Genomic DNA, 23,529 nt, shown 5'->3' with positions numbered 1-23,529 from the left:
TCCTCGATGTTCTTGATTTTCCTGCGATCGCTCGTGTTCAACGTGCTGTTCTATACCGTGCTGGTGTGCCTCGCGATCGTGGCGCTGCCGACCTTCGCATTGCCGCCGCGCGCCATGCTCACGGTCGCGCAATGGTGGGCGAAGGCGACGCTGTTTCTGATGCGGACGGTCTGCAACATCAAGGTGGAATTCCGCGGCCTCGAAAAGATCCCGACGGGACCATTGGTCGTCGTGGCGAAGCACCAGTCGTTCTGGGAGACGTTCGTCTTGCCGGGTTTTTTCGACCGTCCGATTTTCATCCTCAAGCGTCAGCTCATGCAGATCCCGGTGTTCGGCCAGTTCCTGGTCAAGACCGGGATGATCGCGATTGACCGCAATGCCGGCGTCAAGGCGCTGCTGGACATGACGCGGCGGGCGCGTGAGGCGGTGCGCAGCGGTGGGCAGCTCGTGATCTTTCCCGAAGGCACGCGCCGCGCTCCGGGCGCGCCACCGGACTACAAAAGCGGCTTCGCGCAGATCTATTCGTCCTGCGGTGCACAGTGCCTGCCGATCGCGCTCAATTCCGGCCTGTTCTGGCCGCGCCGCACCTTTATGCGCTATCCCGGCACGCTGGTGGTGGAATTCCTCGATCCGCTGCCACCAGGCTTGCCCAAGGACGAGTTTCTCTCCCGTGTGCAGACGGTGATCGAAGACGCGACCGGCCGCCTCGTCGAAGCGGGCCGCAAGGAGCAGGAGCAGCTGATCGGCTCGGCGCCGAGCTGTGCGCCGTCGGAGAGCTAGCGGTTTTCCCGATCGTGCATCGGAGCCGGCGCGTGCGGAGAATGCGCATCCCCATGCAGCATCATGGCAAGCTGATGCAGCTGCGCATCGCGAAAGCCTTCAGCCTCGATCGCCTTCACCGTCGCGGTCACGTAGTCGCGGTTGGCGCCGGACTGGCCGTGGCCCTGGAGCACGTGGCGATGCTGGTCGATGAGCGACAGCCGGCCGGCATATTGCACATGGCCGCGGTCGACGACATAGGCGAGCGCGGAGACGCGCTGCCGCGCCTCGTTCTCCAGCCACAGCGAGCGCATGACTTCGCGATAGACCGACGTCACCTGCTCGCGCGCGCGCAAATAGGCCACGACGTCGGCGCGGTTCTTTTCGGCGACGCGGAAGGCGATGCCGCGGCAGGCGCCGCCGCGGTCGAGGCCGAGCACCAGACCCGGCTTCTCCGGCGTGCCACGGTGGACGAAGGAATAGACACAGAGCGCACGATGCTCGCCGACCAGCCGCGCCGGGACGCGCTCCTCGAATTCGAAGCCCGGCCGCCACATCAGCGAGCCGTAGCCGAACACCCAGAGGTCGCCTTTGGCTGTGGTGACGGAGGGGAGGGTGATTTCCGACATTTCGGGCACGGCTACCAGAACCGCGCCCGCAAGCGAAGCGAATTCTCCGCCTTTCGGAGCAAGCCAACCTCGCTTACATTTGACAAAATCAGGGGTCAAAGGGTCGCCGCATGTCCGATATGACCGTTGCCGCAGGCCGGCGCTCCCGTTGGGGCCTTTTCATTGCCCCTGTCATCCTCCTGATCCTCGCGGTGGCGTGGAGCTGCTTCTGGTTCTATGCGGCGTCGCAGGCCGAAATCGCCGCCGACGCCTGGCGCGCTCAGGAGGCCAAATCCGGCCGCGTCTACGATTGCGCCAAGCGCTCGATCGCGGGCTTCCCCTTCCGTTTCGAGGTCCAGTGTTCCGGCGCCAGCGTCGCCCTGGTGTCGCAGAACGCGAGCAAGACGCCGTTCACGGCGAAGCTCGACAACATCCTGGTTGTCGCCCAAGTCTACGACCCCAAGCGTGTCATCGCCGAATTCACTGCACCCGCGACGCTCACTGACGGCGTCACGCAAAGCACCTTCGTCGTGAACTGGAGCAAGGGTCGCAGCAGTGTGTTCGGCCTGCCCGCCGTGCCGGAGCGCGCCTCCATCGTGTTCGATGAGCCGACCGTCAATCGTGTCGACGGTAGCGTGCAGGTGCCGCTCGCACGCGCGAAACAGGTCGAACTGCACGGACGCCTCGCGGATGGATCGCCGTCCGATCATCCCGTGATCGAGACCGTGCTCCAGATCGTGCAGGGCAGCATCCAGGGCGTACATCCGCTGCTCGCCGAGCCGTTCGAGGCCGACACGCGGGCGAAGATCACCGGACTGTCCGACCTCACGCCAAAGCCGTGGCCGCAGCGCTTCCGCGAGATCCAGGCCGCCGGCGGCCATATCGAGATCGTGCAGTCCCGGATCCAGCAGGGCGAGATGATCGCGGTTGCGGCCGGCACGCTCGGGCTCTCGGCCAACGGCCGTCTCGACGGCGAATTGCAGATGACGGTGACGGGCCTCGAGCGCGTGATCCCCGCGCTCGGCATCGAGAAGATGCTGGAGGAGGGGGTGCCGCAGGCCACCCTCGATCGCGTCGCGCCCGGCGTGAAGTCGCAGGACCTCAACAATCTGTTCGGTGCGCTCGACCGGGCCGTTCCCGGCCTTGGCAAGGTCATCAAGCAGAACGCCAATGCCGGCGTTGCCGCCGGCATCAATTCGATCGGCGCCGAGAGCACGCTGGAAGGCAAGAAGGCTCGCAGCTTCCCGCTGAAGTTCGTCGACGGCGCTGTGCTGCTCGGCCCGGTCAAGGTCGGCCAGATCCCACCGTTGTATTAGGTCGTGAATTCATAAATTTGCCGGGCGGACGGCTTGGTCCGCCTGACGCGTTCGGAGCTGTGAACAGATGGCTTCCGAAAAGCTTCTTGTTAGCGCCAGTGATCCAACCTGCGAGATCGTCTCCGGCGTCGGGCGAGGAATGCGTCAGCGGCGTCTGGACAGGTAGCGTTCTGCCGCCCTATTGAAGGCCAACTGACGGCTCTAAGGTCGCGCCCAAATTATCTGGGGTTCGGGGGAAACAATGCACGCGTTGAATTGTCTCGTGGCAGGATCGCTGCTCGTCGCCTCGCTTCAGACCGCAACCGCCAGGGATAACGAACATTGGGTGGTGTCCTGGACGGGCGCGGTTCAGGGCCCATACCCCGTCGGCAATCCGTCTGCCCAGCCCGAACAGAAATTCGCGTTTCCCGAGCCTGCGGCCGGTGCGCGGGACCAGACCTTTCGCCTGATCGTGCGACCGGATATCTGGGGCCGTCAGGTCCGCATCCGGCTCAGCAACGCCTTCGGCACCAAACCCGTCACGTTTGACGGCGTTTACGTCGGCCTGCAGTCGGGCAGTGCCGCGTTGATTCGCGGCTCCAACACTCCGGTCACGTTCGCCGGCACGGCTTCCGTTACGGTGTCGCCGGGGAATTCGGTCTGGAGTGATGCGATCGCGCCGCCGTTTGCAAAGCGGCCTGATGAGCTCGCCGGCCGCCGGCTTGCGGTCAGTTTTCATGTCGCCGGCCAGAGCGGTCCGATGACCTGGCACGCCAAAGCGCTGACCACCTCCTATGTCAGTGCGCCCGGCGCCGGCGCGAAGGGCGCCCTCGAAGACGAGGCTTCCTTCCCCTATGCGACTGCGTCGTGGTTCTTTCTAGATGCGATCGAGATGACTGCGCCTGCCGATGCCTTCGCCATCATGGCGTTTGGCGATTCGATTACCGACGGGACCGCCTCAACCATGAATGGCGACGATCGCTGGCCCAACGTGCTGTCGCGTCGCCTGAAGGCGGTCTACGGCAACAAGGTCGCCGTCGTGAATGGCGGCATCGGTGGCAACCAAATCGCAGGCCCCGCCGAATATGGTCCCGACAAACCCTACGCGGGCGGCCCCGCTTCGGGCCAGCGGCTCGATCGCGACGTGCAGTCGCTGTCCGGCATATCGAGCCTGATCTGGCTGGAAGGCATCAACGATTTCAGCAAGAACGGCAATTTTACCGCCGACCAGGTCATCGCCGCGATGAAGGACGGCGTCGCGAGGCTACGCGCAAAATGGCCGCAAGCCCGGATCATTGGCGCCACCGTCGTTTCAGCACTGGGCAGCACCAGCGCGGCACATGGTTTTCCCGAGCAGGATGACAAGCGCAAGGCGCTCAACACATTCATCCGGAGCTCGGGGACATTCGACGGTGTGATAGATTTTGATCGCGCGACGCTCGACCCGGCCTCGGGTGGCCTCAAGCCGGAGTTCGTTCCCGAAAGCACGACTGGCGGCGCCGGCGACAAGCTTCATCCCAACCGCACCGGATATCTGGCGATGGGACAGGCCATCGACCTCGATCTGTTCAAGCCGGGAAAGTTTGGTCGCAGCGCGAAGCAGTAAGATGAATTCAGAGTCACCTCTCTGCCTTCATCGCCCTCAGCTGTCGTAACTTCCTCCATGCGGGTTACGAGCTGAACTCACGGCCGCTTCGCCGGATCGTGATTGCGCGCCGGGAATACGGAGCCGCAAACTCCGCTCTCTCCCCATGTCGGCCGCATGTTGAGGCGGTCGCCCAGGCAGGAGAGATACCATGACCAAGTCCAGGCTGTTCGTTGCCGCCATCGCCATCTCGACCGCGCTTGCGACGCCCGCGTTCGCGCAATGGCAATGGCAGTCGCAGGAGCCGGCCGCATACGCCTCGATGTATCCGAATGGTGATCGCAACATCTCGAATCCCACGACGCGGGAGACGATGGCATTCGTCCCCTCGCCGAAATCACCGCGCCCAACGGTGATGCGCGCGAGCAAGGGCAAATAGCCGCCATCCACCACTTGCCCGTCGCGAGCTGGGCCCGGTCATGGCGTCGGTGGTGCGCCGAAGACGGACGACAACGTCGTCATGACGCAGATCCGCTATTATCCGTTCTAGTCACGGAGCCATGCGGGCTCGTAGCCTGGATGGAGCGAAGCGCAATCCGGGAATCTTGCCTCAAGCGACGGAGGTCCCGGATTACGCTTGCGCTCCATCCGGGCTACTTCAGTGCTACGGCTTTTTCAGCGCCGCATGCGGCCGGCCGAAGTCGGGCGCGGCCGAGTCCTGGCCGATTTCGACGATGCCGCGGCGGATGGCGCGGGTGCGGGTGAAGTGGTCGAACAGCGCCTCGCCGTCGCCGCGTCGGATCGCGCGGGTGAGCTTTGCCAGATCCTCGGTGAAAGTGCCGAGCATCTCCAGCACGGCTTCCTTGTTGGCGAGGAAGACGTCGCGCCACATCGTCGGATCGGACGCCGCGATGCGCGTGAAGTCGCGAAAGCCGCCGGCGGAAAACTTGATGACCTCGGACTCCGTCACCTGCGCCAGTTCGTCGGCGGTGCCGACGATGGTGTAGGCGATCAGATGCGGAAGATGGCTGGTGATCGCGAGCACGAGATCATGATGATCCGGCGTCATGATTTCGACCTTGGCACCCATCGCCGCCCAGAACGCGCGCAGGCGATCGGTGGCAGCCGCATCAACGCCCTCCGGCGGGGTGAGGATGCACCAACGGTTGATGAAGAGCTCGGCGAAGCCGGAGTCCGGACCCGAGTGCTCGGTGCCTGCGACGGGATGCGCCGGCACGAAATGGATGCCCTTCGGCAGATGCGGCGCCATATCCCTGACGATGGCGCCTTTGACCGAGCCGACGTCTGAGATGATCGCCCCTCGCTTGAGATGGGGGGCGATTTCCTGCGCCACCGGCCCGCAGGCGCCGACGGGAATGCAGAGGATGACGAGATCGGCGTCCTGCACGGCTTCCGCATTGGTTGCGACGACCCGATCGACGATGCCGAGCTCCATCACGCGTGCGCGCGTCTTCTCCGAGCGTGCGGTGGTGACGATCTCGGAAGCCAGGCCCTGGAGCTTCGCAGCGCGCGCGATCGAGCCGCCAATCAGGCCGAAGCCGATCAGCGCGACGCGCTGGAAGTGCGGGGTCGCGCTCATCGTCCGGCCATGAAGTCGCGCAGGCCCTCGACGACGAGGCGGTTGGCCTCCTCGGTGCCGATGGTCATGCGCAGCGAATGCGGCAGGCCGTAGTTCTTCAGGCCGCGCAGCACGAGGCCCCGCTTGGTGAGGAAGGCATCGGCGTCGTCAGAGGTCTTGCCCTTGTCGGTCGGGAAGTGGATCAGCACGAAATTGGCGACGCTCGGCGTCACTTTCAATCCGAGCTTGCCGATCTCGTCGGCGAGCCAGTTGCGCCAGGTCTCGGTGAATTGCTTCGACATGGCCTGATGCGCGGCGTCCTCGATCGCGGCAACGGCGGCGTACATCGCCGGCGTCGATACGTTGAAGGGACCCCGGATGCGGTTGACCGCGTCGATGATGTGCTCGGGGCCGAACATCCAGCCGATGCGCAGCGCCGCGAGACCATGGATCTTGGAGAACGTGTGCGTCACCACCGTGTTCTCGGTGGTCGCCACCAGCTCGATTCCCATCTCATAGTCGTTGCGGGAGACGTAGTCGCAATAGGCCGCGTCCAGCACCAGCAGCACGTGCGAGGGCAGGCCGGCGCGCAGGCGCTTGACCTCGTCGAACGGCAGATAGGTGCCGGTCGGGTTGTTGGGGTTGGCGAGCCAGACCAGTTTCGTGCGCGGCGTTACGGCCTTCAGGATCGTGTCGACATCCGCGGTCAGGTCCTTTTCGGCGGCAACCACGTTCTTCGCGCCGACCGCCATGGTCGCGATCGGGTAGACCAGAAAGCCGTGCGTGGTCGAGATCGCCTCGTCGCCGTGGCTGAGATAGGTGTGGGCGAGCAGGTTGAGGATCTCGTCCGAGCCGGCGCCGCAGATGATGCGGTTGGGATCAAGCCCGAAGGTGCGCCCGATCGCTTCGCGCAGCACGCGCGAGGTTCCTTCCGGATAGTCTTCCAGATGATCCGCCACCTGCTTGAACGCCTCGATCGCCTTCGGTGAGGGCCCGAACGGGGTCTCGTTGGCCGAGAGCTTGAACACCTTGCGGCCGGGCTCTGCCACCGGGGTCTTGCCGGGCGTGTAGGGCGCAATATCGAGAATGCCGGGATTCGGCACGGGGCGGGACATCTTCAACTCCGGAGTGGCTTAAGCGGTTCGCGACTTACGATTTCGACCCGGTCGGGGGCACCGTATAGCGCGTTGCGTGGCTGCCGACGAGGGCCGTGGAGCGCACCGAGGCCCCCGCTTCGATCAGGGCAGCTTTGATTTTGTCGAGGCTGCTCGTCGCGGTGACCGAGACCAGCAGCGCGGCGCCGTCGAAGGCGGTATCGGGCACCGCCACGATCTCGGCGAGCGGTGACAGGGCGCGCGCGACCTCGGCGTTCCACCCTGATACGCGCACGCTGAAGGTCTCGACCTCCGTCACCAGCGCACTGTCCGCGACACGCGAGACCGCGAACACGGGCAACGCCGCCGGATGGTCGGCGCGCTCGACGAAGGGCAGCCGCGCGATGATCTTTGGCGCACCGGCTTCTTCCAGCGAAAGCCACCATGGCGTGCGGCTCGAGGTCGCCGAGACCAGCGCAAGGTCGCCCTTGGATTTCGCGACCGCCTCGACCGCCGCCTGCGCGCTGAAATGCGCGACGTAAGGCACGGTGAATCCGAAATGGAAGCGTACGGAATCGCGCATCGCGGGCTCGCTTGCCGAAATGTCGGCATGCACGGAGAACGGCGCCTGAACGTAAGTGAACGTCGCGATGATCACGCGCCAGATGCTCTCGACCGTATCGAGCGGCAGGATACCGCGATGGCGCTGGACGAGGTCACGCATCATGGAGGCCTCGCGCGCAGGCCGAAACGCCGAGCCGACCTCCTGGGTCTGCTTCACCTGGATCAGACGGTCGATGATGTCGCCGCGCTGCATCAGCAGGCGATGCATGCCCTCGTCGATCGCGTCGATCTCCTTGCGCAATTCCTGGAGTGATGGTGGCGCGGGCGGACGTTGGGACATGTCTGACAGGTGCTGTTGCGAGGCGTTCCAATGCGGATCAGTCGAGCCGTCACCGCCGTGATGGATATCCTGATTAGGCAGTCGGGGCGGCGAAAGCAAAGAGAAATGCAAAGGGAAATCGGGCCCTTTTCGCCCGTGGCGCGACAGGCGAATTTGGCTGATCCGGGCCGCGACTTGACGAAAACCGTCCAAGACGGTAGTTTTTACCTGTTCCGTGGTCATTTGAGCCGGCCGGCTTGCAGCCACGTTAAAAAACTCGCTAAACAGGCCGGGGACCCTTTCGATCCCGGCCGAACCTATCGTTCAGGCCGGGTTTTTCATGGCCTGATGTCAGTCGCGGTCGGACCCCGATCGCAAACGAGTCAGTGGTCAGAGATGGGCATCAAGTCAATTCCCAGTCCCGCGATCAGCGCCGATGAGCGCTCGCACGAGGTCGATCATCCGAGCTCCCAGGTCGCGCGCTTCGGTGCCGACCAGCCGCTGCCGCTTGATTGCGGCGTCGATCTCACCCCGTTCCAGATCGCATACCAGACCTATGGCGAGCTCAACGCCGAGCGCTCCAACGCCATCCTGATCTGCCATGCGCTGACGCTCGATCAGCACGTCGCCAATGTGCACCCGCTGACCGGCAAGCCGGGCTGGTGGGAAATCATGGTGGGGCCCGGCCGCCCGCTCGACACCAACAAGTATTTCATCATCTGCTCGAACGTGATCGGCGGCTGCATGGGCTCGACCGGCCCCGCGTCGACCAATCCGGCGACCGGCAAAGTGTGGGGCCTGGATTTTCCGATCATCACCATCCCCGACATGGTGCGAGCCCAGGCCATGCTGCTCGACCGCCTCGGCATCGATACGCTGCTCTGCGTCGTCGGAGGCTCGATGGGCGGCATGCAGGTGCTGCAATGGACCGCGGCCTATCCGCATCGCGTCTTCTCTGCGCTGCCGACCGCATGCAGCACGCGCCATTCGGCGCAGAATATCGCCTTCCACGAACTCGGCCGGCAGGCGGTGATGGCCGATCCGGAATGGCATGGCGGACGCTACGTTGATCACGGCACCCATCCGCATCGCGGCCTCGCCGTAGCCCGCATGGCCGGGCACATCACCTATCTCTCCGACGCCGCGCTGCATCGCAAATTCGGTCGGCGCATGCAGGACCGCGAGCTGCCGACCTTCTCGTTCGACGCCGACTTCCAGGTCGAGTCGTACCTGCGCTACCAGGGCTCGTCCTTTGTCGAGCGCTTCGACGCCAACTCCTATCTCTATCTGACCCGCGCGATGGACTATTTCGACATCGCCGGCGACCATGGCGGCGTGCTGGCGAAGGCGTTCGCGGGAATCCAGACCCGGTTCTGCGTGGTCTCCTTCACCAGCGACTGGCTGTTCCCGACCTCGGAATCGCGCGCGCTGGTGCACGCGCTGAATGCATCGAGCGCGCGGGTGTCGTTCGCCGAGATCGAGACCGATCGCGGTCACGACGCATTCCTGCTCGACGTGCCCGAATTCTTCGACATCGCCCGTGCCCTCCTGCAATCGGCTGGCAAGGCGCGCGGGCTCACCGCCAATAATGCTTAAGGACGGCTAGTCATGTCTGTACAGGAAGCGTTGCCGCTGGGCGGCCTTGCGACCGGGCAGCCCGGTGATTTTCGCGCCGACCATGTGCTGGTGGCCGAGATGGTCAAGCCGGGTTCGAAGGTGCTCGACGTCGGCTGTGGCGAGGGCGACCTGCTCCAACTGCTGGAAACCCGCGGCATCGACGGCCGCGGCATCGAGCTGTCGCGCGAGGGTGTCAACCGTTGCGTCGCCAAGGGTCTTGCGGTGGTGCAGGGCGATGCCGACACAGATCTCGTGAATTATCCGGATGACGCCTTTGACTACGTGATCCTGTCGCAGACCTTGCAGGCGACGCGGCAGCCGAAAGTGGTGCTGGAGAATTTGCTACGCATCGGCCGCCGCGCCATCGTGTCGTTCCCGAATTTCGGATTCTGGAAGATGCGGCTCCAGCTCCTGATCGGAGGCCACATGCCGCGCACGGAGAATCTACCGGCAAGCTGGTATGACACCGCCAACATCCATTTCTGCACCATCAAGGATTTCGTCGAGCTCTGCGACGCGATCGACGTCAAGATGGAACGTGCCGAGGCGCTCGACCTCTACGGCCGCCCGCTGCGGCTGCGGATGCCCTGGTGGGTGTGGAATCTGTTCGGCGAGCAGGGCGTGTTTCTGCTGACGCGGGGCGGCAGGAAGTAGGATTCCTGTAGCCTGGATGAAGCGTAGCGCAATCCTGGATTCTATCCGCGGATGCGAAGGCCCCGGATTACGCTTGCGCTCCATCCGGGCTACGCGACGGAGCGTGTGGTGACGTCGTCGCGCTAATGCGCCGCCAGCGACCGCGCATCGCGCACCGGCCATCTTCCCGCTTCCACCAGCGTGACGAACCGTTCCACCGTTTCGTTGAACAGGGCCGGCTCTTCGAGATTGAGCACGTGGCCGGACTTCGGAAACATGGCGAGCCCTGCCGCAGGCAGGTGCTTCTTCAGAAACAGGCTTGCGCCCACGCACGGATCGTCCTCGTCGCCGCAGATGACGAGTGCCGGCGTCGTGGCCGCTCTGATCGCGTCCGTCATCGTAAAGATCGAGGGCCGGCCGGCCTGGAAACCGCGCATCGTCCGCGCCGATCCCCTGGCGTCATGCCGCGCCAGGGCTGCGTAGAAATCGGCGTGGCCGCGCGGGTCCTTCACCAGGAAGGGAATCCGGCTCGGCGCCTCGCGCGTGACTCTTGCGACTTCTGCGGAGCCGAGCATCTCGAATTGCTCCGCGTTGGCGCGGCACTGCTGGCGCCAGGCGTCGAGGTTCTCGATCTCCGAGCCTGAGCCGACGCCGGCGAGCGTCATCGACAACGCACGTTGGGGCGCGTTGAGCCCAATCTGGAGCGACGAATAGGCGCCCATCGAGAGGCCGACGAAGTGCGCGCGATCGATCTTCAGATGATCGAGTACCGCGAGCGCATCGGTATAGAAATGCGTGTAGCCGTAGACCTCGCCATCAGGCACGTCCGATGGCGTGTAGCCGCGCGCGGAATAGGTGATGCAGCGATGGCCGCGCGAGAAGTAGCGCATCTGCGGCTCCCAATTGGTGTAGTCGGCCGCGAACTCGTGCAGAAAAAGTATCGGCGTGCCCGCGCCTGCTTGTTCAAAATAGAGGCGGCAATTGTCTTTCGTGAGGGCGTGAGGCATCCGGTTTTCTCCCAGAGGTGGCTGCGGCTGTGGAATGGCGTCCTGCGGTCAGCGCATACGATCCTAACACCTATTAATCATCGTCCAAATTCTTCGCGGCCGCGTCTTGTTCTCGCCACATCAGGATACTGATACAGCCCGCGGATGTCGGCCACCGCACGGGCCGATTGGGAAGTGGGGTGTCAACGAAGGATGAAGAATGTTCGAGTTGTTTGCGTCTCGCCTGTCGCGCTGTGTCGTCGCGCTGGCTGTTTTCTTCGCGGCGGTCGCCGCCTTCACTTCTCCGGCGTCAGCACGACCTCATCGTCATAGCGCAGAGCGGCACGCTTACGCGCATCACGCCAGCAGACATCATCATTACCGGCATGCACGCGGCTCGCGCTTCGAGCGTGGCGCGGCGCAATTGCAGGCGAGCGGCTTCGGCAACACCTTCGCCAGCTATGACCCGAACGCCAATAGCGGCGGCATCGGTGGAATGGCCATGAGCGGCAACGCTGGAATGGTTACCAGCGGTGAGATGACCACGCGCGCCAGCCGTCGAACCATGAGGCGTGGCGGTGGGATGGCCATGAACGCGAATGACGGCGGCGTGGCCAATAGCGCGACGAGCAGCGGCTTCGGCGGCGGGTCGGGCCTCGTGTCCGAGGCACGCCGCTATGTCGGCGGCAATCCGACCGGCCGCGGCAGCCTGTGGTGCGCGCGCTTCATGAACATGGTGCTTGAGAAAACCGGCCACCATGGCACCGGCTCCGACATGGCGAACTCGTTCGCGCATTACGGCACGCGTGTCTCCGGTCCTCAGGTCGGCGCCATCGCGGTCATGTCGCGCGGCGGCCGGGGCGGTCATGTCGGCATCATCACCGGCGTCGACGCGCAGGGCAATCCGATCATGATTTCCGGCAATAACGGCAACCGGGTTCGCGAAGCACCGGTCTCGCGCGGCCGGATCTATGCCTACGTGATGCCGAATTGACGGTCGTCATTGCGAGAAGCGACGAAGCAATCCAGACTGTCTCCGCGGGCGGATTCCCGGATTGCTTCGCTGCGCTCGCAATGACGGGATGGGTAGAGCCGGCGCTCGTTCACACCAGCTTCGGCTCTTCCAACGCAACCGCGTCGCCCACGCCGATGTCGCCGTCGGCGATCACCTCGGCATAGATGCCGCAGTCCATGTGGCCGAGATTGCTCGAAAGCGTGGCCGGGACTTCGAGATCGCGCCTGGCGGTCTCAGGATCGACATTGGTGGCCGGGCAGCGCTTGATGCGCTTGACCACTTGCAGCCGGGCCTGTCCGATCGCCAGCGTCTGGCCGACGAGCTCGAGCTCGGACCAGGCCGGCCAGCCCTTCACGTAGAGATTGGCGCGGAAGCGTAGCGGGTGGACGGCGGCGCCGCCGAGCATGGTCTCGAGTGCGCGGACGCTGTCGACATTGATGATGGACACGACCTTGCGGGCGACATCGGAAAAGCTGTGGTCGCGGCCGGACAGGACCTTGGGCGGGCCCTTCAGCTCCGGTTGAAAATTTTCCCTGAAATAGTCCTCGATGGCGGCGCGCCCGGCGGCGGTCTCGAGATCGCCGCTGGCGACGATCTGGCCGTCCTTGCGGATGGTCAGGCGGTTGGTTGCGTCCTCGAACCGGCTGTCGAGCGAAGCCAGCCGCTCATTCCGCGCCAGCATCAGGAACTGGATCTTCGGCCTCCACTGGGGCTCTTCCGGATCGAAACCGCTGGGGCCGTTCTCGATGGCGTAGCGGCGGTCCGCGGGCAGGGTCTGGCCGGTCCGCAGGGAGACGCGGGGCAGGGGCTCCGGCGTCAGGCCCTTGATCGGATAGCGGTAGAGGCCGGTGATCTCGGCGGTCTGGCTGGCTGTCATTGCGCTAGGTGTCATGCCGCTACTTAGGGGATTCGGCCCACCGGCGCCAAGCGGGCGGATCCGCGCACGAAATTGTGAACTCGCCTCTTCCGGTCCGAGGCCTCGCTTCCCACATCTGGGTCAGGCCGGCGCCAGCGCCGGCTGATAACGACCGTTGCCGGTTGAGAAACGTCAATGCGGTCATCGCAAACCCAATGAAGATGCCGTTTGGAGTGCCTTAGAGGGCTCCAGGGGCAGGCCGAGGGAAAGACCACGATATGAACATCGAAAAATATACCGAACGCTCCAGGGGCTTCGTCCAGTCCGCGCAGTCGCTTGCGGTGCGCGAAGGGCACCAGCAGTTTTCGACCCTGCACGTCCTGAAAGTGCTGCTGGACGACACAGAAGGCCTCGCTGCCGGTCTGATCGACCGCGCCGGCGGCAATTCCCGTGCAATCCTGAAGGCGACCGAGGACGCCCTGAACAAGGTGCCGAAGGTCTCTGGCGGCGGTGCCGGCCAGATCTACCTGGCGCCCGAGCTCGCGCGCACCTTCGACGCCGCCGAAAAGGCCGGCGAGAAGGCCGGCGACAGCTTTGTCACGGTCGAGCGGCTGCTGCTCGGGCTCGCGCTGGAAAAAACCAGTGAGGCGGGCACGATCCTGGCCAAGGGCGGCGTCACCCCGCAAAACCTCAACGCGGCGATCGAAGCGCTGCGCAAGGGCCGGACCGCGGACTCCGCCACGGCCGAGAACGCGTATGACGCGCTGAAGAAATATGCCCGCGACCTCACTCAGGCGGCGCGCGACGGCAAGCTCGATCCGGTCATCGGCCGCGACGAGGAGATCCGCCGCACGATCCAGGTGCTGTCGCGCCGGACCAAGAACAATCCCGTCCTGATCGGCGAACCCGGCGTCGGCAAGACCGCCATCGCCGAGGGCTTGGCGTTGCGCATCGTCAACGGCGACGTGCCGGAGAGCCTGAAGGACAAGAAGCTGCTGTCGCTCGACCTCGGTGCGCTGATCGCCGGTGCAAAATATCGCGGCGAGTTCGAGGAGCGGCTGAAGGCCGTGCTCCAGGAGGTGACCGGGAGCGAGGGGCAATTCGTCCTGTTCATCGACGAGATGCACACGCTGATCGGCGCCGGCAAGAGCGATGGCGCGATGGACGCGTCCAATTTGCTCAAGCCTGCTCTCGCCCGCGGCGAGCTGCACTGCATCGGCGCCACTACGCTCGACGAGTACCAGAAGCACGTCGAAAAGGACGCGGCGCTGGCGCGGCGTTTCCAGCCGATCTTCGTCAGCGAGCCCTCGGTCGAGGACACGATCTCGATCCTGCGCGGGCTGAAGGACAAGTACGAGCAGCACCATGGCGTGCGGATCACCGATTCCGCGCTGGTCGCCGCCACGACGCTGTCCAACCGCTACATCACCGACCGTTTCCTGCCGGACAAGGCCATCGACCTCATGGACGAGGCGGCCGCGCGGCTCAAGATGCAGGTCGATTCCAAGCCGGAAGAGCTGGATTCGATGGATCGGGAAATCATCCGGCTGAAGATCGAACAGGAAGCATTGAAGAAAGAAAGCGATGCCGGTTCGAAGAGCCGCCTGCAGACGCTGGAGAAGGAGCTGGCCGATCTTGAGGAGAAGTCTGCGGCGCTCACCGCACGCTGGAGCGCGGAGAAGAACAAGCTCTCCGACGCCCAGAAGCTGAAGGCCGAGCTTGACGGCTTACGGGTCGAACTCGCCAACGCGCAACGGCGCGGTGAATTCCAGAAGGCCGGCGAGCTGGCCTATGGCCGGATCCCCGAGCTTGAGAAGAAGCTCGCTGACATCGAGGCCAAGGAAAATACAACGGAGAAGTCCGGCGAGATGATGGAGGAGGCGGTCACCGCCAACCACATTGCGCAGGTGGTCTCGCGCTGGACCGGCGTGCCCGTCGACAAGATGCTCGAAGGTGAGAAGGACAAGCTGCTGAGGATGGAGGACTCGCTCGGCAAGCGCGTCGTCGGCCAGGCCGAGGCCGTGCGTGCGGTTGCGACCGCCGTGCGCCGTTCGCGCGCGGGGCTGCAGGACCCGAACCGGCCGACCGGCTCGTTCATGTTCCTGGGGCCCACCGGCGTCGGCAAGACCGAACTGACGAAGGCACTCGCCGAGTATCTGTTCAACGACGAGACCGCGATGGTCCGCCTCGACATGTCCGAATACATGGAGAAGCACTCGGTCTCGCGGCTGATCGGCGCGCCTCCGGGCTATGTCGGCTATGACGAGGGCGGTGCGCTGACCGAAGCGGTGCGGCGCCGGCCCTACCAGGTCGTGCTGTTCGACGAGATCGAGAAGGCGCATCCCGACGTCTTCAACGTCCTGTTGCAGGTGCTCGACGACGGCCGCCTCACCGACGGCCAGGGCCGAACCGTCGACTTCCGCAACACGCTGATCATCATGACCTCGAACCTCGGTTCGGAGTTTCTGGTGAACCAGCCGGAGGGCGAGGATACCTCGGCCGTGCGCGAGCAGGTGATGGGCATGGTGCGGGCGCATTTCAGGCCAGAGTTCTTGAACCGCGTCGATGAGATCATCCTGTTCCATCGCTTGCAGAGGAGCGAGATGGGCCGGATCGTCGAAATCCAGTTCGCGCGGCTGCAGAAGCTTTTGGCCGATCGCAAGATCGTGCTGACGCTCGACGCTGCGGGCCGCGACTGGCTCGCCGCCAAGGGCTGGGATCCCGCTTACGGCGCGCGGCCGCTCAAGCGCGTAATCCAGCGTCACGTCCAGGATCCGCTCGCCGAGATGATCCTGGCCGGCGACGTCAAGGACGGCGACAGCGTTGCGATCTCGTCCGAAGGCAACGTGCTGACCTTCAACGGCAAGGTGCCGCAGACCGCGGAGATCGCCCAGTTCGAGGCGCCGGTGTCGAAGCGGAAGCTGAACTGAGCGCCGGCATTCGAAGCCTGGAACAACAAGCCGCCCCGGAGAGGTCAATCTCTCCGGGGCGATTTGTTTTGCGGGTTGTTGGCGAACTTACTGCGGCGACTTATTTCTTCGTGACCTTGTAGATCGCGTTCTCGATGTCAGAAGAGAAATAGATCGTGCCAGATTCCCCGATGCCGACGCCCGTCGGGATGTGGGTTGGCAGTCCTCCGGGCGCGCCGGTCAGGCCGATTGGAAGATTGGCGGCGATCTCGGTCACCTTGCCGGTCTCCGGCGCGATCTCGATCAAGCGCTTCGCGCCGACCTCCGCGACGATCAGCTTGCCGTCGCTGGCGCGTGCGATTCCCTCGGGCATTTTCAGGTCCTTGGCGACCGCGGTCTTCTCGCCGTTGCTCTCGATCATGGAGACGACGCCGGAAAAAGCCTCGCTGACATAGACCTCGCCACGCGATCCGGCGACGAGCCCGACCGGGCCCTCGAGGCCGCCGATCAGCGGGGTGCGGTCCTTGCCGTGCTCGCCGCTGACGCGGACCAGCGATTTGGTGCCGAGCTCGGCCACCAGGATGCTGCCGTCCGCGAGCACGAGCGCGTCGTGCGGCGCCTTGAAGCCGTGCAGCATGTCGCGGGTGGTCCCGGTCTTGCCGTCGATCACCTGCACCGTGCCGGTGAACCAGCTCGACAGGACCACGTCGTTGCCTTTCGCCGTTGCGCTCATCGGATATTCGAGCGTGACGCCGGCGGCGTGCATGCGGGCCTTCTCGGTGACCTCGCCGGTCGCACTGTCCACCGTGCGATAGGCGAACACGTCGGCGACGTGGATCGTATCCTTGCCGTTCTCCGACGTGACGCCGATGCCGCCGGGCAAGGCGAGCTTGCCGATGATGACCTGCCGCGCCTGGCCGGTCGCCGGATCGACCTCCTGGATGCCGTTGTCGGCCATGTTGGAGACATAGATTCGGTCCTTGTCGTCGATCGCGAGATTGTCCAGCGACGGCTTCAATTGCGCGACCATGGTCTTGGCGCCCGATTTGGGATCGACCCGAACGAGCTGGCCGAGCGCGGTGTCGACCACCCAGAGATTACCCTTGGAATCGAAGTTCACCGCGGCCGGGACCTTGAAGCCATCGGCGACGACGGTCAGCTCGGCCTTGTCGACGTCGACCTTTGCGACCTGTCCCTTGAACCAGAGCGGACCGTAGAGCTTGTCGTCGGGACCGAACTCGAAGCCGTTGAGGCCGCCCATCTTCTCCATAATCTGGCGCGGCGGTTTGATGCCCTCGACGTCGATCTCGTAGAGCGTGTCGCCGAGGAAGACGGTGGTGGCGTACAGCCTGCCGTCCTTGCGGAAGGCGAGCGAATTGATGCCGGGAAGGCCGGAAGCGAGTTTCTTGATCGGGCCGTCGCCCTTGCGCGAATAAAGATCGCCGGCCAGGAAGCCGGTCCAGGCCATGGTGCCGTCAGGCGCGAACGCGATGTCGTCGGCCATTCCGACCGGGGCGGGGATTGCAACCTTGGCGGTACCGCCGGCGATGTCGACCTCGTAGAGCGCCGCGCCCGCGACGCTGCCGGCAAACAGATGGCCCGCCTTGTCGATCGCAAGCCCGTGCACGCCGTGGAACGCCGAGCCCGGTACGAGCCGGGTAACCTCCCAGTTTTCGGCCGAAACGCTGGTGACGGAGACAATCGCAGCGACGAAGGCTGCGCAGGCGAGCCTGTTCTTCATGGCGAGACCTCCCGTTTTTTGGAAAGTATTCGCTCCTCACGCCGCTTTGGCAAACGAAACTTGACGTTGTGATGCCGCCAAGCGAGCCTCGCGCGTCGACGTCAAATCCGGATCGTGTTTGAAGATGACCGGCCGATCTCGGCCGGTTCGCGGGCTTTACCGATTGGTGACCTGCAACGGTCCGCCGGTTGCGTCCGACATCCGGGCGATGGCGCCGGCGCGGCCGCTCATCATGCCGTCGAGCCGGTCGCGCTCCTTCTCGAAACCGGCCAGCATCGGGCCTTCCAGCGAGCGGCCGCGCGGCAGTTTCACACGCAGCGGATCGACGAAGCGGCCGTTGACCAGGATTTCGTAGTGGACGTGCGGGCCGGTCGACGCGCCGGTCGAACCGACGAAGCCGATCACCTGGCCCTGCCGCACCTTCTTGCCGGGCTCCATGCCCTTGGCGAAGGCCGACATGTGGCCATAGGCGGTCTCGTAGCCGTTGTTATGCTTGATGCGGATGTATTTGCCGTAGCCGCCCTCGGGGCCGGCCTTCTCGATCACGCCGTTGCCGGAGGCGAAGATCGGCGTGCCGTAGGAGGTGGCCCAGTCGACGCCGGTATGCATCTTCACGTAGCCGAGGATGGGGTGACGGCGGCCGCCGAAGCCGGAGCGCATGATGGCGTTGTTGACGGGCTTGCGCACCAGGAACTTCTTCGCGCTCTTGCCGGTCTCGTCATAGTAGTCGACGACGCCGTCGTCGGGGCTCTGGTAGCGGTAGTATTTCTTGGTCTCGCCGCCGAGCGTAAGCGAAGCGAACAGCACGTCGTTCTTTTCGCTCGCGGTCACGCCTTCGTCTTCGCCGGCGTAGAACACGTCGAATGAATCGCCCGGCGCCACCTTGCGCTGGAAATCGACGTCGTAGGAATAGATCTTGATCATGTCGTCGATGACAGGCATCGGCACTTTGTTGCGCATCGCGGTCTCGTAGATGCTCTGGTAGAGCCGCACGCCCGTGCCGTCATCGTCGTCATCGTCGTCGCTGTTGGCGTTCGCCGCCGCGTCCGCGACGGTATTCATGCTGGAGACGTCGACCGCGACATATTTGCCGAGATCGGACAGCGCCGCGATCGCCTCGACCATGGTCTCGTTGGCGATGACGACGCGGTAGGGCTGCAGACGGGCGCCGGGGCTTGCGGGCGCCATCAGGATGCGCAGCTTCTCGCCTTCCTTCAGGCCCCCGTCGCGGCCGCGCGGACCGAGCGTCGCGGTGATTGCCTTGATCTCCTCGGCCGTGGCGCCGAGATCGCGCAGCACGCCGGCGACGCTGTCGCCCTTCTTGACCACGTGGACGCGTTCGCCGTTGGGATTGCCGCCGGTGATCTGTTCCTTGGTCTTCGGCAGCAGCGTGACGTTTTCCGGCACCACGCGCGTCTCGAAGCCGGCATAGGGATCGGACGGCGACACTTCGGTGGCGTAGGCGCTTCTGATCTCGGACGGGCCGGTCGCGCCGGAGACGTCGGCCGCAGCATTGGAGAGCGCGGCGTAGCGCACCCCGCCATTGCCGCGCCAGTTGGCGGCATCGCGGACCCGCATCAAGATGTCGTCGAGCGCCACCACTGCGGTAATCTTGGCTTTCGGCAGCACCTGGGAGAGGTCCTTGGTGACGAAGGAGACCTCGGCGTCGGGTTCGACGGCTTCCGGATTGTTCGGATCCTCGGATGCCGTCTTCGGATCGGAGCCGACATCGGTGAGAAGGCGCTGGGCGTTGAACGGCGGGATCTTCGCCGACAGGTCGCTCGTCGTCATCGACAGATTGCCGGCGATCCGGATGAAGGGACGCACCCGCATCACGTCGCGGTTGCCGACGCGGGCGACAGTCGAGACGCGCACGATGTTGCGCGAGGCCGTGGATTCGTTCGGCGGCGGTAGGCGGTCGCTCTTGTGCAGCGTGGCGGCGCGGTCGGCTGCGCCGAATGCGCCGCGCAGCGCGCCTTCGACGCGCTCCGGTACCTTGGCGAAGGTCATCTCGCCGTCGAGTGAAGCGAAAACGGCGCCGCCGATCAGGGCTGCGCCGCAAAGTCCGGTCAGAATTGTCCCGCTGAACCATTGCACCGAGACGCGGCGGCGATCGATGACCGCGGCTTCGGAACCATCGACGGACAGCGGCGGCTCGTGGCCGAGATCGATGATCCCGGTCTCACGCCCGTAAGCGCCGCGTGACGTCCTGTGGTTCAACCCAAGTCCCCCAATCAACGACCCGAGAGCCCGATTTCGAGCAGCCCCGTTCTGAGCAGCCCTGTTTCGAGCCCCTCCTTACGCCGCCCTCTCTGGGGCGTCTCCGGAAAAGGCAAGCCGCATAGGCGTCCGCGGTCAGAAGGCCCAGATGACGGACCGGCCGAAATTACGAACAGCTAAGCGGAAAAAAGATCTCTCGATGTGTCTCGAATGTCTGAAGAAGGCCGCTTCATCGGATGATCGCCTTCCTCTGACCCCACACGAACCGCCGGCAGCCCCACTGGCATCCCTGCGATTCAAGCTTTGTCTGTACCAGAACGCCGGGGGATTGTGGCTCAAGTACGGCGCCTAATATGGAAAAGTTTCCGGAAACGGCCGGGCGCCAGGGGCCTTCCAGGGGCGGGCGCTCCAAGTCAGGTCCAGGCCGCGTTCAAGGCGCCTCCATGCCGCCTCCGGAGCCCCCTCGGGCCCAAACTTTTTTTGGGTTTTTTCTCCGCACTGGCCCGATCCAGCCGCTCGGCGACTTTCTAACCCGCTGTAAACGCGTGGATTTTTCGAACAATCCACCGTGCGACGATTTTCTGACAATGGTCGTTGACAACCCCGATGGGTGGGGCCTATAACCCGACCACTGAGCGCGGCGCCGCCGGGTCACTGACCAAGGCGAGCGAACGCGCCACTGATGCTCCTCACCTTGTTGAGTGACACAACAGTCGACGTAAGTCGATTGGAGTTCATCCATCGTCGGTAAGGGTGTCGGAACCCTTCCTCTCTGGAAGGTTGGGGCCTCCTGGTCCCGGGCTGTTTGACAAGTGAAGATGAAGAAAGAGAAACGTGGACGGCGGAGTCCTTGCGCCTCTCGGATACTGAAGAGCTTCGGCTTTTGAGTTCTGAGAGGGGACGAAAGACTTCGGCGGTACACGTTTTAAGGTTACACCATCGTTGCCAGCGATGTGAATCGCGGGCAGCTCATCGACTTCGGTTGATGAAAAATGGTGGGACCTCGTCAAAACGTTGTGATCAGCCGGTTCAAAGTTCAAGTCCAACTTGAGAGTTTGATCCTGGCTCAGAGCGAACGCTGGCGGCAGGCTTAACACATGCAAGTCGAGCGGGCGTAGCAATACGTCAGCGGCAGACGGGTGAGTAACGCGTGGGAACATACCTTTTGGTTCGGAACAACACAGGGAAACTTGTGCTAATACCGGATAAGCCCTTACGGGGAAAGATTTATCGCCGAAAGATTGGCCCGCGTCTGATTAGCTAGTTGGTGAGGTAATGGCTCACCAAGGCGACGATCAGTAGCTGGTCTGAGAGGATGATCAGCCACATTGGGACTGAGACACGGCCCAAACTCCTACGGGAGGCAGCAGTGGGGAATATTGGACAATGGGCGCAAGCCTGATCCAGCCATGCCGCGTGAGTGATGAAGGCCCTAGGGTTGTAAAGCTCTTTTGTGCGGGAAGATAATGACGGTACCGCAAGAATAAGCCCCGGCTAACTTCGTGCCAGCAGCCGCGGTAATACGAAGGGGGCTAGCGTTGCTCGGAATCACTGGGCGTAAAGGGTGCGTAGGCGGGTCTTTAAGTCAGGGGTGAAATCCTGGAGCTCAACTCCAGAACTGCCTTTGATACTGAGGATCTTGAGTTCGGGAGAGGTGAGTGGAACTGCGAGTGTAGAGGTGAAATTCGTAGATATTCGCAAGAACACCAGTGGCGAAGGCGGCTCACTGGCCCGATACTGACGCTGAGGCACGAAAGCGTGGGGAGCAAACAGGATTAGATACCCTGGTAGTCCACGCCGTAAACGATGAATGCCAGCCGTTAGTGGGTTTACTCACTAGTGGCGCAGCTAACGCTTTAAGCATTCCGCCTGGGGAGTACGGTCGCAAGATTAAAACTCAAAGGAATTGACGGGGGCCCGCACAAGCGGTGGAGCATGTGGTTTAATTCGACGCAACGCGCAGAACCTTACCAGCCCTTGACATGTCCAGGACCGGTCGCAGAGATGTGACCTTCTCTTCGGAGCCTGGAACACAGGTGCTGCATGGCTGTCGTCAGCTCGTGTCGTGAGATGTTGGGTTAAGTCCCGCAACGAGCGCAACCCCCGTCCTTAGTTGCTACCATTTAGTTGAGCACTCTAAGGAGACTGCCGGTGATAAGCCGCGAGGAAGGTGGGGATGACGTCAAGTCCTCATGGCCCTTACGGGCTGGGCTACACACGTGCTACAATGGCGGTGACAATGGGACGCTAAGGGGCAACCCTTCGCAAATCTCAAAAAGCCGTCTCAGTTCGGATTGGGCTCTGCAACTCGAGCCCATGAAGTTGGAATCGCTAGTAATCGTGGATCAGCACGCCACGGTGAATACGTTCCCGGGCCTTGTACACACCGCCCGTCACACCATGGGAGTTGGTTTTACCTGAAGACGGTGCGCTAACCCGCAAGGGAGGCAGCCGGCCACGGTAGGGTCAGCGACTGGGGTGAAGTCGTAACAAGGTAGCCGTAGGGGAACCTGCGGCTGGATCACCTCCTTTCTAAGGATGGTTCTTCAGAAGCTTGCTTCTATCGAACCGTTTTAGAAACATCAGTGGCCAACGGTCGTCAGGATCGTTGAGCTGCATTGGCGGGATTTCGCCGTCTTCGTTTCTCTTTCTTCGCGGACGAACACGCGCTGGGGCTGCAACCTTGCAGAATCCCTGGTCCTTGACTGGATATGCGTTAGGGGCTTGTAGCTCAGTTGGTTAGAGCGCGCGCTTGATAAGCGTGAGGTCGGAAGTTCAAGTCTTCCCAGGCCCACCACACTCATCGAGTGAGCATTCGTCTTCTGGTTACGGGGCCATAGCTCAGCTGGGAGAGCGCGTGCTTTGCAAGCATGAGGTCGTCGGTTCGATCCCGTCTGGCTCCACCAGATGGTTTGATCACCGACTACCCATATTGTCGTCCGCGAAACATCACTTCGCACTTACTAGTCCGGATGGACAGTAAGCTGCGTGATTTCTGACATCGTAAAGAGGAGATCGATCCGAGTTGGATCGGGCAACAAGTAATTGTTGCGCGATACTTCATTATCTCCGGATCATTTCGGCGCTGGTGCGTCTTCCAGGAGTAGCTCACAAGGCTGCGTCTGAAAGACAAGCGAGTTGTAAATGATCCTTTTAGCGAAGCTTGACCGCCTCGCTATCGGAACGATCTTACGAAGCAAGCTGGTCTTTCTAATCATTGTCCGGCTGCAGATAGCGTTCATCGAGGGCGCGTGCCGCAAGGTAGTTCTGCAGACAACATTCTGCCGAGTGTGTGGACATTGATAATGAGAGCAATCAAGTGCCTTAAGGGTGTTCGGTGGATGCCTTGGCGCTGAGAGGCGATGAAGGACGTGCTACGCTGCGATAAGCCGTGGGGAGCTGCGAAGAAGCTTTGATCCATGGATTTCCGAATGGGGAAACCCACCTTCGATAGCCGGAACTCCAAGACCTCAGTCGAAAGACTGTGGTGTGGGGTTCGAACAGAAATGTGAGATGCCTAAGCCTTTAGATTTCGATCGAAGAGGTTTTGGATTTCCGGTTATCAAAAGAAGGTATGAGACTTCTGAATACATAGGAGGTTTCAAGCAAACCCAGGGAACTGAAACATCTAAGTACCTGGAGGAAAGGACATCAACAGAGACTCCGTTAGTAGTGGCGAGCGAACGCGGACCAGGCCAGTGATACATCAAAGACAATCGGAACCAGTCAGGAAAGCTGGGCCTTAGAGG

General features: G+C 63.2%; 16 protein-coding genes, 2 tRNA genes, 2 rRNA genes and 1 riboswitch (1 of these 21 only partly in view). Of the genes, 12 read left to right on the top strand and 8 right to left on the bottom strand.

Going from position 1 to position 23,529, the window contains the following annotated elements; translation table 11 throughout:
* Window positions 1–6 precede the first annotated feature (6 nt).
* Window positions 7–780 (top strand): lysophospholipid acyltransferase family protein, encoded by a 774-nt coding sequence (locus AC0L21_RS21395; RefSeq protein ID WP_473263809.1) that lies wholly within the window; start codon window positions 7–9, stop codon window positions 778–780.
* Here AC0L21_RS21395 and AC0L21_RS21390 read toward each other — a convergent pair.
* Complete coding sequence (locus AC0L21_RS21390; protein ID WP_473263808.1) at window positions 777–1,388, bottom strand: gamma-glutamylcyclotransferase; 612 nt, start codon at window positions 1,386–1,388, stop codon at window positions 777–779. The genes AC0L21_RS21395 and AC0L21_RS21390 overlap by 4 nt on opposite strands.
* A 110-nt stretch (window positions 1,389–1,498) precedes the next feature.
* Between AC0L21_RS21390 and AC0L21_RS21385 the strand changes: the two genes are divergently transcribed.
* The 3 genes from AC0L21_RS21385 to AC0L21_RS21375 all read left to right on the top strand — a co-directional run bounded on the left by AC0L21_RS21385 (window position 1,499) and on the right by AC0L21_RS21375 (window position 4,686).
* A complete protein-coding gene (locus AC0L21_RS21385; protein ID WP_473263807.1) occupies window positions 1,499–2,683 on the top strand; it encodes a DUF2125 domain-containing protein in 1,185 nt (394 codons plus the stop codon).
* A 241-nt stretch (window positions 2,684–2,924) separates the two neighbouring features.
* Window positions 2,925–4,268, top strand: coding sequence for a GDSL-type esterase/lipase family protein (locus tag AC0L21_RS21380; protein ID WP_473263806.1), 1,344 nt, complete (start codon window positions 2,925–2,927; stop codon window positions 4,266–4,268).
* 190 nt (window positions 4,269–4,458) lie between these two features.
* A complete protein-coding gene (locus AC0L21_RS21375; RefSeq protein WP_473263805.1) occupies window positions 4,459–4,686 on the top strand; it encodes a hypothetical protein in 228 nt (75 codons plus the stop codon).
* Between the two features lie 225 nt (window positions 4,687–4,911).
* Here the strand turns inward: AC0L21_RS21375 and AC0L21_RS21370 are convergent, their stop codons facing one another.
* From AC0L21_RS21370 to AC0L21_RS21360, 3 genes are read right to left on the bottom strand one after another with little or no spacing between them, the layout of a single operon-like run.
* Window positions 4,912–5,847, bottom strand: a complete 936-nt coding sequence (locus AC0L21_RS21370) for a prephenate/arogenate dehydrogenase family protein (RefSeq protein ID WP_473263804.1) — start codon at window positions 5,845–5,847, stop codon at window positions 4,912–4,914.
* Complete coding sequence (gene hisC / locus AC0L21_RS21365; RefSeq protein ID WP_473263803.1) at window positions 5,844–6,941, bottom strand: histidinol-phosphate transaminase; 1,098 nt, start codon at window positions 6,939–6,941, stop codon at window positions 5,844–5,846. The genes AC0L21_RS21370 and hisC overlap by 4 nt, the downstream gene beginning before the upstream one ends.
* 34 nt (window positions 6,942–6,975) lie before the next feature.
* Window positions 6,976–7,824, bottom strand: a complete 849-nt coding sequence (locus AC0L21_RS21360) for a chorismate mutase (protein WP_473263802.1) — start codon at window positions 7,822–7,824, stop codon at window positions 6,976–6,978.
* A 204-nt stretch (window positions 7,825–8,028) separates the two neighbouring features.
* A riboswitch (SAM riboswitch) is annotated at window positions 8,029–8,108 on the top strand.
* 91 nt (window positions 8,109–8,199) lie between these two features.
* On the opposite strand from AC0L21_RS21360, the gene metX reads away from it, so the two are divergent.
* Window positions 8,200–9,399, top strand: coding sequence for a homoserine O-acetyltransferase MetX (gene metX / locus AC0L21_RS21355; RefSeq protein ID WP_473263801.1), 1,200 nt, complete (start codon window positions 8,200–8,202; stop codon window positions 9,397–9,399).
* 12 nt (window positions 9,400–9,411) lie between these two features.
* Window positions 9,412–10,074, top strand: coding sequence for a methionine biosynthesis protein MetW (gene metW, locus AC0L21_RS21350; protein ID WP_007597293.1), 663 nt, complete (start codon window positions 9,412–9,414; stop codon window positions 10,072–10,074).
* A 122-nt stretch (window positions 10,075–10,196) separates the two neighbouring features.
* Here metW and AC0L21_RS21345 read toward each other — a convergent pair whose 3' ends face one another.
* On the bottom strand, window positions 10,197–11,060 hold the full coding sequence (locus AC0L21_RS21345; protein WP_473263800.1) for an alpha/beta fold hydrolase: 864 nt from the start codon (window positions 11,058–11,060) through the stop codon (window positions 10,197–10,199).
* 199 nt (window positions 11,061–11,259) lie between these two features.
* Between AC0L21_RS21345 and AC0L21_RS21340 the strand changes: the two genes are divergently transcribed.
* On the top strand, window positions 11,260–12,033 hold the full coding sequence (locus AC0L21_RS21340) for a TIGR02594 family protein (RefSeq protein ID WP_473263799.1): 774 nt from the start codon (window positions 11,260–11,262) through the stop codon (window positions 12,031–12,033).
* Window positions 12,034–12,142: 109 nt separating this feature from the next.
* Here the strand turns inward: AC0L21_RS21340 and AC0L21_RS21335 are convergent, their stop codons facing one another.
* A complete protein-coding gene (locus tag AC0L21_RS21335; protein WP_473263798.1) occupies window positions 12,143–12,931 on the bottom strand; it encodes an MOSC domain-containing protein in 789 nt (262 codons plus the stop codon).
* A 257-nt stretch (window positions 12,932–13,188) separates the two neighbouring features.
* Between AC0L21_RS21335 and clpB the strand changes: the two genes are divergently transcribed.
* Window positions 13,189–15,840 carry an ATP-dependent chaperone ClpB gene (clpB, locus tag AC0L21_RS21330; protein WP_473263797.1) on the top strand — a complete coding sequence of 884 codons (2,652 nt, stop codon included), beginning with the start codon at window positions 13,189–13,191 and terminating at the stop codon, window positions 15,838–15,840.
* Window positions 15,841–15,940: 100 nt separating this feature from the next.
* Here the strand turns inward: clpB and AC0L21_RS21325 are convergent, their stop codons facing one another.
* Window positions 15,941–17,560, bottom strand: coding sequence for a hypothetical protein (locus tag AC0L21_RS21325; RefSeq protein WP_473263796.1), 1,620 nt, complete (start codon window positions 17,558–17,560; stop codon window positions 15,941–15,943).
* Between the two features lie 156 nt (window positions 17,561–17,716).
* On the bottom strand, window positions 17,717–19,780 hold the full coding sequence (locus AC0L21_RS21320) for a peptidoglycan DD-metalloendopeptidase family protein (protein ID WP_473263795.1): 2,064 nt from the start codon (window positions 19,778–19,780) through the stop codon (window positions 17,717–17,719).
* 1,043 nt (window positions 19,781–20,823) lie between these two features.
* Here AC0L21_RS21320 and AC0L21_RS21315 point away from each other — a divergent pair.
* The 4 genes from AC0L21_RS21315 to AC0L21_RS21300 form a co-directional block, all read left to right on the top strand.
* Window positions 20,824–22,312 (top strand): 16S ribosomal RNA (locus tag AC0L21_RS21315).
* A 188-nt stretch (window positions 22,313–22,500) separates the two neighbouring features.
* Window positions 22,501–22,577, top strand: a tRNA-Ile gene (locus AC0L21_RS21310).
* 33 nt (window positions 22,578–22,610) lie between these two features.
* Window positions 22,611–22,686, top strand: a tRNA-Ala gene (locus AC0L21_RS21305).
* Window positions 22,687–23,093: 407 nt separating this feature from the next.
* Window positions 23,094–23,529: ribosomal RNA gene (locus AC0L21_RS21300) — 23S ribosomal RNA — on the top strand (it continues 2,437 nt past the right edge of the window).
* The 16S and 23S rRNA genes sit together here with 2 tRNA genes alongside, the layout of an rRNA operon.

The organism is Bradyrhizobium sp. WSM4873, from assembly GCF_055811355.1.
Note: the sequence above shows the minus strand (reverse complement) of the source record. Positions and strands in the feature narration are given on the sequence as shown.

Bases quoted from the DNA above. Each gene is read 5' to 3' on its own strand.
- AC0L21_RS21380 (WP_473263806.1), top strand. From the start codon at position 2,925: ATGCACGCGTTGAATTGTCTCGTGGCAGGATCGCTGCTCGTCGCCTCG.
- clpB (WP_473263797.1), top strand. From the start codon at position 13,189: ATGAACATCGAAAAATATACCGAACGCTCCAGGGGCTTCGTCCAGTCC.
- AC0L21_RS21360 (WP_473263802.1), bottom strand. From the start codon at position 7,824: ATGTCCCAACGTCCGCCCGCGCCACCATCACTCCAGGAATTGCGCAAG.
- metW (WP_007597293.1), top strand. From the start codon at position 9,412: ATGTCTGTACAGGAAGCGTTGCCGCTGGGCGGCCTTGCGACCGGGCAG.
- AC0L21_RS21390 (WP_473263808.1), bottom strand. From the start codon at position 1,388: ATGTCGGAAATCACCCTCCCCTCCGTCACCACAGCCAAAGGCGACCTC.
- AC0L21_RS21325 (WP_473263796.1), bottom strand. From the start codon at position 17,560: ATGAAGAACAGGCTCGCCTGCGCAGCCTTCGTCGCTGCGATTGTCTCC.
- AC0L21_RS21385 (WP_473263807.1), top strand. From the start codon at position 1,499: ATGTCCGATATGACCGTTGCCGCAGGCCGGCGCTCCCGTTGGGGCCTT.
- AC0L21_RS21335 (WP_473263798.1), bottom strand. From the start codon at position 12,931: ATGACAGCCAGCCAGACCGCCGAGATCACCGGCCTCTACCGCTATCCG.
- hisC (WP_473263803.1), bottom strand. From the start codon at position 6,941: ATGTCCCGCCCCGTGCCGAATCCCGGCATTCTCGATATTGCGCCCTAC.
- AC0L21_RS21375 (WP_473263805.1), top strand. From the start codon at position 4,459: ATGACCAAGTCCAGGCTGTTCGTTGCCGCCATCGCCATCTCGACCGCG.
- AC0L21_RS21340 (WP_473263799.1), top strand. From the start codon at position 11,260: ATGTTCGAGTTGTTTGCGTCTCGCCTGTCGCGCTGTGTCGTCGCGCTG.
- AC0L21_RS21370 (WP_473263804.1), bottom strand. From the start codon at position 5,847: ATGAGCGCGACCCCGCACTTCCAGCGCGTCGCGCTGATCGGCTTCGGC.
- AC0L21_RS21345 (WP_473263800.1), bottom strand. From the start codon at position 11,060: ATGCCTCACGCCCTCACGAAAGACAATTGCCGCCTCTATTTTGAACAA.
- AC0L21_RS21395 (WP_473263809.1), top strand. From the start codon at position 7: ATGTTCTTGATTTTCCTGCGATCGCTCGTGTTCAACGTGCTGTTCTAT.
- metX (WP_473263801.1), top strand. From the start codon at position 8,200: ATGGGCATCAAGTCAATTCCCAGTCCCGCGATCAGCGCCGATGAGCGC.